The following is a 13,500-nucleotide window of genomic DNA, read 5'->3' on the forward strand; positions in this document are numbered from 1 at the left end:
CTGCCGCGCGACGTGTTGCGTCCTGCGCCACATCTGTGAGGCGGCCCACGAAAAGTTTGCGCCGTTCGATTGCGGGGAGGCGCGGCGGCGGAACGATGCCGGTTTCTGTTTCAACCTGTCGCGGCCCACGGGTCCGCCTCGCATCGCTCCGGGATCTGTCGCCGAGACGAGAGGTACGTGTGTCATCAAGGCTTGAGGCCGAGCACCTGTTCAAGGTGTTCGGCAGACGACCGGACCAGGCAGTGGAACGACTGCGCACCAACACGGCGGACCGCGAGGAGCTGCGGGCCGACGGCGTCACCGCCGCCGTCATCGACGCGTCCTTCTCCGTGGAGCCGGGCGAGATCTTCGTCGTCATGGGCCTTTCGGGCTCCGGCAAGTCGACCCTGCTGCGGATGCTGAACGGTCTGCTGGAGCCGACCGCCGGGCACGTCCGCTTCGACGGACAGGACCTCACCGCCCTGTCCGACCGCGAGCTGAGGGACGTCAGGTCCCGGAAGATCAGCATGGTCTTCCAGCACTTCGCGCTCTTCCCGCACCGCAGCGTCCGTGACAACGCTGCCTACGGTCTTGAAGTGCAGGGCGTGCCCCGCGCCGAGCGCGAACGCCGCGCCGACGAGGCGCTCGCCCTGTGTGGCCTGGCCGGCTGGGAGGACTCGTGGCCCGACGAACTGTCGGGCGGCATGCAGCAGCGCGTGGGCCTCGCCCGCGCGCTCGCCACCGACGCCGACCTGCTGCTGATGGACGAGTCCTTCAGCGCCCTCGACCCGCTGATCCGCCGTGACATGCAGGACCAGCTGATCGAGCTGCAGAAGAAACTGAAGAAGACCATCGTCTTCATCACCCACGACCTCAACGAGGCCATGCGCCTCGGTGACCGCATCGCCGTCATGCGGGACGGTCGCATCGTCCAGATCGGCACCGCACAGGACATCCTGATCCGCCCGGCCAACGACTACGTGGCCTCCTTCACCCAGGACGTCGACCGCTCCCGCGTGCTCACCGCCCAAGCGGTCATGGACCACGAGGTGCGCGGCGACGAGGCCGACTGCGGCTGTGAGACCGCGACGCCCGGCACGTCCTTCACGGAGCTGTGCGCGATCAGCGCGCGCCTGCCGCACCCGGTGGCCGTGGTCGACGACGGTGAGCTCGTCGGCGTCGTGCCGCGGCAGCGCCTGGTCGGCTTCCTCGGCGACGAGGAGGCGGACCCCGGCGTCTGCGACAGCCCCAAGGACCAGGGCGGGAAGGTGATGGCGCATGCCTAGGATCCCGCTCGGCGACTGGGTCAACGACGCCGTCGACTGGCTCCTCGCCCACGTCAGCTGGCTGTTCGACTTCTTCAAGACCGTCTTCACCGGCACCTACGACGGCATCAACGCCGTCCTCCAGGCGCCCGAGCCGCTGCTGCTCGTCGCGATCTTCGCGGTGATCGCCTTCTGGCTGCGCGGCGCGCTCGCCGGTGTCCTCACCTTCCTCGGCTTCGCGTTCATCGTGTCGATGGAGCTGTGGGAGAACGCGATGATCACGCTGTCGCTGGTGCTGGTCGCCACGCTGATAGCGCTGGTCGTCGCCGTGCCCGTGGGCATCTGGGCGGCCCGCTCCGACCGCGTCAGCTCACTGGTGCGGCCCGTGCTGGACTTCATGCAGACGCTGCCCGCGATGATCTACCTCATCCCGGCGATCCTGTTCTTCGGCACAGGCGCCTCCGCGGGCATCGTCGCCACCCTGATCTTCGCCCTCGCCCCCGGCGTCCGCATGACCGAGCTGGGCGTCCGGCAGGTCGACAAGGAACTCGTCGAGGCGGCCGAGGCGTTCGGCACCACGCCCCGCGACACCCTGCTGCGCGTCCAGCTCCCGCTGGCGCTGCCCACGGTGATGGCGGGCGTCAACCAGGTGATCATGCTGGGTCTGTCCATGGCCGCGATCGCCGGCATGGTCGGCACCGGCGGCCTCGGCGGCGACGTCAACGAGGCCATCGGCCAGCTCAACGTCGGCCTCGGCTCCGAGGCCGGTGTCGCCATCGTCATCCTGGCGATCTACCTCGACCGCATGACCAGCGCCCTGGGCACCCAGGTGTCCCCGCTGGGCCGCCGGGCCGCCGCCCGCGCCCGCGCCGCGGGCCGCATGAAGATCTGGTCGTACCGGCCGCGCCCGCAGGTCGCCGTGATCGGCGTCGTCGTCCTGGCCCTGGTGGCCGGCGGCATGAGCCTGTTCGGCGGCTCCGGCGGCTCCTCCGACACCGCCGGCGACGGCAAGGTCGGCAAGGGCCAGAAGGTCTCCCTCGGCTACGTCCCCTGGGACGAGGGCATCGCCTCCACCTTCCTCTGGAAGGAGATCCTGGAGCAGCGCGGATACGAGGTGGAGGCCAAGCAGTTCGACGCCGGGCCGCTCTACACCTCCCTCGCGCAGGGCGACATCGACGTCGTCACCAACTCCTGGCTGCCGACCACCCACGAGCAGTACTGGAAGAAGTACGGCTCCCGCCTCGACGACCTCGGATCCTGGTACGACGAGACGTCCCTGGAACTCACCGTCCCCGCCTACATGAAGGACGTGAACTCGCTCGCGGACCTCAAGGGCAGGGCCGGGCAGTTCAAGGGGAGGATCACCGGCATCGAGTCCAGCGCCGGCGAGATGGCCCTGCTGAAGAGCAAGGTCCTCAAGGAGTACGGCCTCGACGGCGAGTACCAGGTCGTCGACAGCTCGACCCCGGCCATGCTGGCCGAACTGAAGCGCGCCATGAGCAAGAAGGAGCCGATCGTCGTCACGCTCTGGTCCCCGCACTGGGCGTACAACGACCTCGACCTGAAGAAGCTCGAGGACCCCAAGGGCGCCTGGGGCGAGGGCGACGGTGTGCACACGCTGTCCCGCAAGGGCTTCGCCGGCGACAACCCCACCGTCGGCAACTGGCTGAAGAACTTCTCGATGACCGAGGAGCAACTCACCAGCCTGGAGGCCGAGATCAACAAGGCCGGCAAGGGCAAGCAGCAGGAGGCCGTGCGCACCTGGCTGAAGTCCAACCCGGACGTCGTCGACAAGCTGGCTCCCGTGAACTCCGGGGGCGGCGGCACGCCCGCCGAGGCGAAGCGGCCGCTGGACATCGCCTGGTTCCCCTGGGACGAGGACATCGCCGTCACCTACCTGTGGAAGAACGTCCTGGAGCGGCGCGGCTACAAGCTGAACCTGAAGCAGATGGACGTCGGCCCGGTCTACACCGGCCTCGCCTCCGGAGACCTCGACCTCAACTTCGACGCGTGGCTGCCGTACGCGCAGAAGAACTACTGGGACAAGAACAAGGACAAGCTCACCGACCTCGGCACCTGGTACGAGCCGACCTCGCTGGAGATCGCCGTCCCGTCGTACGTCAAGGACGTGAAGTCGCTCGCCGACCTCAAGGGGAAGGCCGACCTCTTCGACGGGAAGATCATCGGCATCGAGCCCGGCACCGGCGAGATGCAGCTGCTGAAGAACGAGGTGCTGCCGGGCTACGGCCTCGAGGACGAGTACGAGGTCGTCGACGGCTCCACGCCCGCGATGCTGGCCGAGCTCAAGCGCGCACTGGCGCAGAAGAAGCCCGTCGCGGTCACCCTGTGGTCGCCGCACTGGGCCTACAGCGAGTACGAGCTGACCAAGCTGAAGGATCCCAAGAAGGCCTTCGGCGAGGGGAACACGATCCGCACGATCGCCAGCAAGAAGTTCCCCGAGCAGTACCCGCGGCTCACCGAGTGGATCAAGGGTTTCCGCATGAGTGAGGACGAGCTCGGCACCCTGGAGGCGGAGATCAAGAACCGCGGCCAGGGGCACGAGGAGGAGGCCGTCGCCGCCTGGCTCGAGGAGCACCCGGACATGGTGGAGCGGATGACGCCGCAGTAGCCGTCGCGCACACCGGTCACGTCCTGCGAGGGGCGGGTCCCGGAGCGTCCTCAGGGGCGCCCGGACCCGCCCCTCGCGCCGTCCGGAGCCGCCCCCCGCCACCGTAAGAATCCGGACAACCACAGAGCGCGAACCCCTGCCCGAACCTCCTGGAATCTCCTCGTGACCTTCCGGCGAACACGGTGAACAATGGCGGGAACACCCCTTTTCGCATCCGGGGTGTGCCGAGGGGCCCGACGGGCGGCTGGCGTGAACTGTGAGGTCCGCACCGGCCGCGCGTGACCGCGACGTGACAGGCGCCTGAAACGGTTTGCCGAACATGCGTAGGGTGCAGACAACTCAGCGAGGGAAGAGCGCCGGAACCTCGGCGGTCGGGTGCGACGAGCGGCGAAGGAGGGAGCCGGAGCGATGGGCGACCACAAAGAACAGCCCCTGCGGGTGGGCGCTGCCGTACGGCGGCGACGCCGCACGCTGGATCTCACCCTCGCCGTCGTGGCCGAGCGAAGCGGTCTGTCGGTCCCGTTCCTCAGCCAGATCGAGAACGAGCGCGCGCGTCCCAGCCAGACCTCCTTGGAGAAGCTCGCCGACGCGCTGCGCACCACCGCGGTCGAACTGCTCGCCGCCGCCGACCCGGCGTGCAGCGTGGACGTCGTCCGTGCCGACGGCGCCGAGGAGTGGGCGGAGCCGCGGGTGCGGTCCCTGGTCCGCGGCCACCACCAGATGCACGCGCAGGAGTTCACCGGCGATCACGACGCCGGACGTGAACTGCAGTTCCGCAACGACCAGTTGATGTACGTCGCGGAAGGCGCCGTGGAGATCGAGGCCGAGGGGCGCGCCTACCGCCTCGGCCGCGGCGACACCCTCTACCTCACCGGCGGTGTACGGCACCGCTGGCGGGCCACGGTGCCGGAGACCCGGCTGCTGATCGTCGCCGTCGCCGAGCACATCGAGGCGCTGCGGGACACCAAGCCGCGCCGATGAGCGCCCTCCGCGTGGTGTCCCTCGTCCCCTCGCTCACCGAGGCCGTGGCCGTGTCGGCGCCCGGCGCCCTGATCGCGGCCACCGACTGGTGCACGCATCCGCCCGGCCTGGACGTGGCGCGCATCGGCGGCACCAAGAACCCGAAGACCGACCGGATCGCCGGGCTGGCCCCCGACCTGGTGATCGCCAACGAGGAGGAGAACCGGCCGCCCGACCTCGACGCCCTGCGTGCGGCGGGCCTCGACGTCCTGGTCACCCACGTGCGGACCCTGCCGCAGGCCTTCGCCGAACTGGACCGCGTCCTGACCGCGTGCGGGGTGCGGAGCCGGCCCGGCTGGCTGGACGCGGCCCAGGCGGCGTGGGAGGCGCCGCCGGTGTTCCGGGAGCCGCGTACGGCGGTCGTCCCCGTCTGGCGCCGTCCCTGGATGGTGCTCGGCCGTGACACCTTCGCGGGCGACCTGCTGGCCCGGCTCGGCGTACGCAATCTGTTCGCGGACCACTCCGAACGGTATCCGCGCGTCCCGCTCGACGAGTTGCGCGCGGAACGGCCGGATCTGGTCGTCCTCCCCGACGAGCCGTACCGCTTCACCGCCGACGACGGCCCGGAAGCCTTTCCCGGCCTGCCGTGCGCCCTCGTCGGCGGACGCCCTCTCACCTGGTACGGCCCGTCGTTGGCCCAGGCGCCGAAGGCGCTGGGGCAGGCGTTGCGGGAGGCGGGCGCCTGAGCGGCGGCGCGCGCGGCGGGGTGTGCTTCGGGTGCCGCGGGCAGCCGGGGCCGGGACGCGTCCGGCGGCGCACGGGGCCGGGCGAGCGGACGGCGCGTTCCGGCCGATGACCGTGAGCGGCTCTGCGGGACCCGCCGTGAGCGGGCCGAAGCGGCGGGTACCGGCGGAGGCGGCGCCGGCGACCCGGGCACACCGTGCCGGCGTACGCGGCCGGCCGGCAGCGTGCCGGACGTGCCGCGTCTTCCCTCGCACGGGCCCACGGGTCCGCGGTCCGGTGAGGACGCCTGTCCGGGCGTGCACGGGCGGGCGTGTGCGGCCGACCGGCGGGGTGCCGGACATGCGGCGTGATCCGACAGGCGCGACCACGGGCCGGACAGCGGCCGTCCGGGCGTGCGCCGCGCGTTGCATAAGCTGGGCTTATGAGCAGGACGGAAGACCACGGCGACGACCGGCCCGGGAACGGCGGTTCGCTCGCGCACAGGGTGCCCGACCTCGGAGCGCTCGAGCTGCTGCTCGCCGTGGCACGGGTGGGGAGTCTGGGCCGTGCCGCGCGGGAGCTGGGGATCACCCAGCCCGCCGCGAGCAGCCGGATCCGCTCGATGGAACGGCAGCTCGGCGTCGCCCTGGTCGACCGTTCGCCCCGCGGGTCGCGGCTCACCGACGCGGGCGCCCTGGTCACCGACTGGGCCCGGCGGATCGTCGAGGCGGCCGAGGCGTTCGACGCGGGCGCGCAGGCGCTGCGGGACCGCAGGGACTCACGGCTGCGGGTCGCGGCGAGCATGACGATCGCCGAGTACCTGCTGCCGGGGTGGCTCGTCGCGCTGCGCGCGCAGCGCCCCGACACGGCCGTGTCCCTGCTCGCCGGCAACTCGACGGCGGTCGCGGAGCGGCTGCTGGCGGGGGAGGCGGACCTCGGCTTCGTGGAGGGGCTGACGGTGCCGGCCGGGCTCGACTCCGCGGTGATCGCCCATGACCGGCTGGTCGTGGTCACGGCCCCCTCGCACCCCTGGGCCCGCCGAAGACGCCCCCTCGCGGCGGAGGAACTGGCGGCCACGCCGCTCGTCCTGCGGGAGGAGGGTTCGGGCACCCGGCAGGTGCTGGACGCGGCGCTCGGCGGCCTGGCCCGCCCGCTGATCGAGTTGTCCTCGACGACGGCGGTGAAGGCGGCGGCGGTCGGCGGCGCGGGTCCCGCGGTGCTGAGCGAGCTGGCGGTGGGGGAGGAGCTGGGGATGCGGCGTCTGGTCCGCATCCCGGTCCAGTCGGTCGCCCTGGCCCGCGATCTGCGGGCGGTCTGGCCCACGGGCCACCGCCCGACGGGGCCGGCGCGGGATCTGCTGTCGCTGACCCGAAGCTGAGAATCCGGGCCCGCGCCCGGCGAGGAAGGACGCGGCGTCCTGGCCGCCGATGTCACACGGATCGTGCCCGTCGCCGCGCCTGCGGCGGCAGACGCCCCGGCCGGGACGATGCGGGCTGCCGCGCCGTGGACGGGGGCGCCTTGTCCCTTCGATCACCTGCGGCACCCTGGGCGCCGGGGTGTGGAGGCCTCCGACGGGCCTCGGGGTCGGCACCCGTGCCCGCGACCCCGGGCCGACGCCGTCCTCGGCGGGGAGGGGCGGGGCAGGACCGAGGCCGCGCCGAGCCCGACGGCGACGAAGACGCCCATGACGGGGCAGAACGGGGAGCCGCGCGGCGGACCGGGGCCGAAGCACGGCACGACGCCCTACGCGTCGGTGCGCGAGCCGTGGCCGAGGGGAGGAGCGACTCCCGGGCGACTGCGCCGTGCCAGGCCGCTGCACAGCGCTGCCCCGAGGACGGGGCATGCGGGTGGGTCGCCCGCCGCGCCGACGGGGCTGCTCGGCCGCCGCCCGCCGCGCCTCCGTACCGTGTGCCCGACCGGTTGCCGTACGCGCCGAGCCTGACGCGAGCCGTTCAGGCCTCCGTACTCGGGTGGCTACCGGCCGGCCGGCGCGGAATCGCAGGGCACAGCCCTACCGTCCCGCGCTTGCCGTGGACGGGCCGGCGGGCCGCTTCTCGTCAGACCCCTGCCGCCGCGACCAGCGCGCGGACCACCCGCTCGTCCTCCCCCATCTCCGGATGCCACTGCACCCCCACCACCCAGGGGCCGCCAGGCCGTTCGACGGCCTCCACCGTGCCGTCCTCCGCGTACGCGGAGGGGATCAGGCCGGTGCCGAGGCGGTCGACCGCCTGGTGGTGGTAGGTGGGGACCGACGTCTCCTCGGGGACGGCCTGCGCGTACCGCGTGCCCGGGACGGGCTTGACCGGGTGGTGGCCGAAGACGCCCGGGACCTCCGCGTGGCCGTCGATGTGCTGGACCAGGGTGCCGCCCAGGGCGACGTTCAGCAGCTGCATGCCCCGGCAGATGCCGAGCAGTGGCACGCCCCGCTCCAGGGCGGCCCGGATCAGCGCCAGCTCCCAGGCGTCCCGGGCCCGGGCCGGAGGCCCCGTGCGCGGGTCGGGCTCGGCGCCGTAGTGGGCGGGCTCCACGTCCGGGCCGCCCGCGATCACCAGGCCGTCCAGCCGGGCCACCGCCGCCGCCGCGTGCTCCGGCGCGTCCGGCGGGAGCATCGCCGCCAGTCCGCCCGCCCGCTGCACCAGCCGCGGATAGCCGGCCGGCAGCAGCGCGGCGTCCAGCTGCCACACGCCCCACCGCACGCCCGATTCCGCGTACGTACTGATGCCGATCAGTGGCCTGCCCGACACCCGGGCACCTCCTCTTCCTCAGTCCCGCGTCAGCTCCGCCTCGGCCGCCGCCAGCGCCGCGAACTCCTCCTCCGGCGCCTTCGCCACCAGGTGCTTGCGGCTGTACAGCCCGAAGTAGGCCAGCGCCACGATGTACACCGCCAGCGCGATGAACGCCGCCGTCACGTCCACCAGGAACGTCGCCACCAGCGCCGCGCAGGCCAGCACCAGGGCCACCGACGAGGTCAGCACCCCGCCCGGCGTCCGGTACGGCCGCGGCAGCTCCGGTTCCCGGCGCCGCAGCACGATGTGGGACAGCGACATCAGCGCGTAGGAGATCGTCGCACCGAACACGGCGATGTTCAGCATCCGCGCCCCGTTGCCCGTGCTCGCGGCCAGCGCGAACCCGATCGCGCCCGGGACCACCAGGCCGAGGTACGGGGCGCGCCGGCTGCTGGTCAGGGACAGGAACCGGGGCAGGTAGCCCGCCCGGGACAGCGCGAACAGCTGCCGCGAACCGGCGTAGATCAGTGAGAAGAACGAGGCGATGAGCCCCGCGAGGCCCGCGTAGTTCACGATCCTGCTCAGCACGGTCGCCTCGCCGTCCGGCTGGAGCGCCTCGACCAGCGGGTTGCCCGCGTCCTGGACGGCGGACGAGCCGCGCGCCCCGGCCGCCGTGAGGAAGGTCATCAGGGCCAGCACCACCAGGATGCCCATCGACCAGCGGATCGCGCGCGGCAGCGTACGGGCCGGCTCCCGGGTCTCCTCGGCGGCCAGCGGCACGCCCTCCACGCCCAGGAAGAACCACATGCCGAACGGGAACGCCGCCCAGATCCCGAGCAGCCCCATCGGCAGCCACGAACTCGCGCCCAGCGCCGAGGAGTCCACCGGGATGTCGTCCAGCGAGGAGGCGTCGAACTGGGGCAGCGCCGCCAGCGCGAACACCACCAGCGCGGCCACCGCGATGCCGGTGACCACGAAGCTGAACCGCAGCGCCTCGCCGACGCCCCACAGGTGGATGCCGATGAAGACGACGAAGCACGCCAGGTACACCGGCCAGCCCGACTCCAGGCCGAACAGCCCGAGCGACTCGACGTAGTCGCCGATGAAGATGGAGATCGCGGCCGGCGCGAGGACGTACTCGATGAGGATGGCGGTGCCGGTGAGGAAGCCGCCCCACGGGCCGAGCGCACGGCGGGCGAAGCCGTAGCCGCCGCCCGCCGTGGGCAGGATCGACGACAGCTCGGCCAGGGCGAACACCATGCAGGTGTACATGGCGCCCATCAGGACCATGGCGATCGCGAGGCCGCCGAAGCCGCCCTCGGCCAGGCCGAAGTTCCAGCCGGAGTAGTCGCCGGAGACGACGTAGGCGACGCCGAGTCCGGTCAGCAGCAGCCAGCCCGCGCTGCCCCGGCGCAGCTTCCGGCGTTCCAGGTAGTCGTCGGGCTCGCCGGCGGGTTCACGGGATGCGGACGGAAGGCTCACGGCACGGCTCCCCAGGAGGCGGTGTGGCGCGGACGACGGTAATGGAACGGATCCAGACCTTTGCGGTCCCCTACCCTCGTGGCGCACCCGACGCGAGCGCAACCCCCGTGCGACAAGCCGCCGTAAACCCTGCCCGCACCCGCCGCGCGCCACACCGTCAGGCGAGGAACCCCCGCAACAGCGCCGCCGTACCCCCACAGTGCTCCCGCATCACCTCGCGCGCCCCGTCCGCGTCCCCCTCGAGGACCGCCCCCACCAGCGCCGCGTGCTGCCGCTGCGAGTGCTCCAGGTTGCGCACCAGCAGCGGGATGCAGTCCAGCAGGTCGTTCACCGTCGCCCGAACGGCCGCGTACTGCGCCGTCAGGGTCGGGGAGCCGGACAGCTCCGCCAGGGTCAGGTGGAACAGGGTGTCCGCCCGCCGGTAGTCGCCCAGCGGCGCCTCCTGCGTGCCGGCCAGCGCCTCCCGCAGCCGCCCGGCCTGCACGTCCGTCAGCCCGTGCCCCGCGCACAGCCCGGCCGCGCCGACCTCCAGCACCTCCCGGAAGCGCAGCACGTCCTCGATGTCCACCTCGGCGATCCGCCGCCGCAGCTCCTCCTCGCCCGCGTCCGTCGGCCTGGGCAGCACGAACGTCCCGCCGTACCGGCCGCGCCGGGACTCCACCAGGCCCTGGTCCTGGAGCACCTTCAGCACCTCGCGCAGCGTCACCCGGCTGATCCCCAGCCGCTCCGCCAGCTCCCGCTCGGCCGGCAGCCGCTCCCCGCCCGCCACCAGCCCGAGCCGCACCACCTGCAGGATCTGCTCCAGCGCCTCCTCGAAGCCGTTGCCCGCACGCACCTGCCGCAGCACCGGCGCCAGCCGGTCCCCCACCGCGCCCACCGCATCCTTGGGCATCTGGTCGTGCCCCCTTCCCAAGCAATGGTTCCCGGCAATACCTTATGGCTCCCGGTTGACCGAAGAAGCCCGAGGAGGCCCTCCCGTGGCAGACCGCACACCGCCGCTTCCCGTCGAGGAGCTGCACGCCCTCGTCGCGGGCGGCGAGATCGACACTGTCGTCCTGGCCTTCCCCGACATGCAAGGCCGCCTCCAGGGCAAGCGGTTCGCCGCCCGCTTCTTCCTCGACGAGGTCCTTCACCACGGCACCGAGGGCTGCAACTACCTGCTCGCCGTCGACGCCGACATGAACACCGTCGACGGCTACGCCATGTCCTCCTGGGAGACCGGCTACGGCGACTTCGCCATGTACCCGGACCTGGACACCCTGCGCCGCGTCCCCTGGAACGAGGGCACCGCGATGGTCGTCGCCGACCTGGCCTGGGCCGACGGCTCCCCGGTGGCCGCCGCGCCCCGGCAGATACTCCGCCGGCAGCTCGACCGGCTCGCCGCCCTCGGCTACACCGCCCAGGTCGGCACCGAGCTGGAGTTCATCGTCTTCAAGGACACCTACGAACAGGCCTGGGACTCCGGCTACCGCGGCCTCACCCCGGCCAACCGGTACAACGTCGACTACTCGGTGCTCGGCACCGGCCGCGTCGAGCCCCTGCTGCGCCGCATCCGCAACGAGATGGCCGGCGCCGGCCTCACCGTCGAGTCCGCCAAGGGCGAGTGCAACCCCGGCCAGCACGAGATCGCCTTCCGCTACGACGACGCCCTGGTCACCTGCGACCAGCACTCCGTCTACAAGACCGGGGCCAAGGAGATCGCCGCCCAGGAGGGCGTCTCGATCACCTTCATGGCCAAGTACAACGAACGCGAGGGCAACTCCTGCCACATCCACCTGTCGCTCGCCGACCTCGGCGGCGAGAGCGCCATGCCCGACTCCCCGGAGGACCCGGACAGCATGTCCGAGGTGATGCGGCACTTCCTCGCCGGACAGCTCGCCGCACTCCGTGAGTTCTCCCTCCTCTACGCCCCGCACATCAACAGCTACAAGCGGTTCCAGCCGGGCTCCTTCGCCCCGACCGCCGTCGCCTGGGGCCACGACAACCGCACCTGCGCGCTGCGTGTCGTCGGCCACGGCCGCTCCCTGCGCTTCGAGAACCGGCTGCCGGGCGGCGACGTCAACCCGTACCTGGCGGTGGCCGGCATGGTCGCCGCCGGGCTGCACGGCGTCGAGCAGCGCCTCGAACTGCCCGAGCCCTGCGCGGGCAACGCCTACACCGCCGGCTTCGACCACGTCCCCACCACCCTGCGCGAGGCCGCGGAGCTGTGGGAGCGCAGCGAGATCGCCGAGGCGGCCTTCGGCGAGGAGGTCGTCGCCCACTACCGCAACATGGCGCGCGTCGAGACCGACGCCTTCGACGCCGCGGTCACCGACTGGGAGCTGCGCCGCTCCTTCGAACGCATGTGAGGCCCCGAGTGTCCGACCAGTCCGCCGAGCTCCAGGTGCGCAACCCCGCCACCGAGGAGGTCATCGCCACCGTCCCGGCCGCGACCGTCGCCGACGTGGACGCCGCCGTCGCCCGCGCGACCCGCGCCCAGACGGTCTGGGCCGCCCTCGCGCCCGGCGAACGCGCCCGTCTGCTGCGCCGCTTCGCCGCCGCCGTCGACGGCCACGTCGAGGAACTCGCCCGGCTGGAGGTCCGCGAGGCCGGCCACACCCTCGGGAACGCCCGCTGGGAGGCCGGGAACGTCCGCGACCTGCTCGACTACGCGGCCGGGGGAGTGGAGCGCCTCACCGGCCGGCAGATCCCCGTCCCGGGCGGCATCGACGTCACCTTCCTCGAGCCCCTCGGCGTCGTCGGCGTCATCGCCCCCTGGAACTTCCCCCTGCCCATCGCGGCCTGGGGCGCCGCACCCGCCCTCGCCGCCGGGAACGCGGTCCTCCTCAAGCCCGCCGAGACCACCCCCCTCACCGCCCTGCGCCTCGCCGGACTCGCCCTGGAGGCCGGTCTTCCCGAAGGCCTGTTCCAGGTGCTCCCCGGACACGGCCCGGTCGCCGGGAACGCCCTCGTCGAGCACCCCGGCGTCGCCAAGATCGTGTTCACCGGGTCCACGGCCGTCGGCAAACAGGTGTGGGCCAGGGGCGCCGCGCACCTCAAGCGCGTCACCCTCGAACTCGGCGGCAAGAGCCCGAACATCGTGTTCGCCGACGCCGACCTGGAGGCCGCCGCGGCCGCCGCCCCCATGTCCTTCCTCGACAACGCCGGACAGGACTGCTGCGCCCGCACCCGCATCCTCGTCGAACGCTCCGCCCACGACCGCTTCCTGGAACTGCTCGCCCCCGCGATCGAGGCCGTCCGCGTCGGCGACCCCGGCGGCGACGCGGACGTCGACATGGGCCCGCTGATCTCCCGCACCCAGCTCGACCGCGTCCGCTCCTACGTCCCCGACCACCTCGACGGCATCCGCGGCAAGGCGCCCGAGGGCCCCGGCTACTGGTTCCCGCCCACCGTCCTCACCGCCGTCCGTCCCGACGACCGGGTCGCCGTCGAGGAGGTCTTCGGACCCGTCGCCGTCGTTCTCCCCTTCGACGACGAGGCGGACGCCGTCCGACTCGCCAACGCCACCGACTACGGACTCGCCGGCTCCCTGTGGACCCGGGACGTCGGCCGCGCCCTGCGCGTCTCCCGCGCCGTTCGCGCCGGGAACCTGTCCGTCAACTCCCATGCGAGCGTGCGCTACTGGACCCCCTTCGGCGGATTCAAGCAGTCCGGCGTGGGCCGCGAGCTGGGCCCGGACGCCCTGACCGCCTTCACCGAAACCAAGAACGTCTTCATCAGCACGGAGGCCTGACCG

10 protein-coding genes are annotated in these 13,500 nt (G+C 72.6%); 7 read left to right on the top strand and 3 right to left on the bottom strand.

Annotated elements, in window-relative coordinates:
- The first annotated feature begins 179 nt into the window (after positions 1-179).
- The 5 genes from ELQ39_RS26180 to ELQ39_RS26200 all read left to right on the top strand — a co-directional run bounded on the left by ELQ39_RS26180 (position 180) and on the right by ELQ39_RS26200 (position 6,934).
- Positions 180-1,265 carry a quaternary amine ABC transporter ATP-binding protein gene (locus ELQ39_RS26180; protein ID WP_190004116.1) on the top strand — a complete coding sequence of 362 codons (1,086 nt, stop codon included), beginning with the start codon at positions 180-182 and terminating at the stop codon, positions 1,263-1,265.
- Positions 1,258-3,873 (top strand): ABC transporter permease/substrate binding protein, encoded by a 2,616-nt coding sequence (locus tag ELQ39_RS26185; protein ID WP_242594261.1) that lies wholly within the window; start codon positions 1,258-1,260, stop codon positions 3,871-3,873. Before ELQ39_RS26180 ends, ELQ39_RS26185 begins: the two co-directional genes overlap by 8 nt.
- Before the next feature lie 408 nt (positions 3,874-4,281).
- Positions 4,282-4,854, top strand: coding sequence for a helix-turn-helix domain-containing protein (locus ELQ39_RS26190; RefSeq protein ID WP_190004118.1), 573 nt, complete (start codon positions 4,282-4,284; stop codon positions 4,852-4,854).
- Positions 4,851-5,579 carry a helical backbone metal receptor gene (locus ELQ39_RS26195; RefSeq protein ID WP_242594263.1) on the top strand — a complete coding sequence of 243 codons (729 nt, stop codon included), beginning with the start codon at positions 4,851-4,853 and terminating at the stop codon, positions 5,577-5,579. The genes ELQ39_RS26190 and ELQ39_RS26195 overlap by 4 nt, the downstream gene beginning before the upstream one ends.
- Before the next feature lie 419 nt (positions 5,580-5,998).
- The gene (locus ELQ39_RS26200; RefSeq protein ID WP_242594265.1) at positions 5,999-6,934 is read left to right on the top strand and encodes a LysR family transcriptional regulator; all 936 of its coding nucleotides are present in this window, start codon (positions 5,999-6,001) and stop codon (positions 6,932-6,934) included.
- Between the two features lie 679 nt (positions 6,935-7,613).
- On the opposite strand, the gene ELQ39_RS26205 is transcribed toward ELQ39_RS26200, so the two are convergent.
- The 3 genes from ELQ39_RS26205 to ELQ39_RS26215 all read right to left on the bottom strand — a co-directional run bounded on the left by ELQ39_RS26205 (position 7,614) and on the right by ELQ39_RS26215 (position 10,656).
- On the bottom strand, positions 7,614-8,300 hold the full coding sequence (locus tag ELQ39_RS26205) for a gamma-glutamyl-gamma-aminobutyrate hydrolase family protein (RefSeq protein ID WP_242594267.1): 687 nt from the start codon (positions 8,298-8,300) through the stop codon (positions 7,614-7,616).
- A gap of 18 nt (positions 8,301-8,318) precedes the next feature.
- Positions 8,319-9,764, bottom strand: a complete 1,446-nt coding sequence (eat, locus tag ELQ39_RS26210) for an ethanolamine permease (RefSeq protein WP_242594269.1) — start codon at positions 9,762-9,764, stop codon at positions 8,319-8,321.
- Between the two features lie 157 nt (positions 9,765-9,921).
- Entirely contained in the window at positions 9,922-10,656 is a 735-nt protein-coding gene (locus tag ELQ39_RS26215; protein ID WP_242594271.1) for a FadR/GntR family transcriptional regulator, read from the bottom strand.
- A gap of 85 nt (positions 10,657-10,741) precedes the next feature.
- Between ELQ39_RS26215 and ELQ39_RS26220 the strand changes: the two genes are divergently transcribed.
- Together ELQ39_RS26220 and ELQ39_RS26225 are read left to right on the top strand one after the other, a co-directional pair.
- Positions 10,742-12,112, top strand: coding sequence for a glutamine synthetase family protein (locus tag ELQ39_RS26220; protein ID WP_242594273.1), 1,371 nt, complete (start codon positions 10,742-10,744; stop codon positions 12,110-12,112).
- Positions 12,113-12,120: 8 nt separating this feature from the next.
- On the top strand, positions 12,121-13,497 hold the full coding sequence (locus ELQ39_RS26225) for an aldehyde dehydrogenase family protein (protein ID WP_242594275.1): 1,377 nt from the start codon (positions 12,121-12,123) through the stop codon (positions 13,495-13,497).
- Positions 13,498-13,500: the final 3 nt, after the last annotated feature.

Origin of the sequence: Streptomyces sp. GB4-14 (genome assembly GCF_022696125.1) — a bacterium.
Taxonomy (GTDB): Bacteria; Actinomycetota; Actinomycetes; order Streptomycetales; family Streptomycetaceae; genus Streptomyces; species Streptomyces werraensis.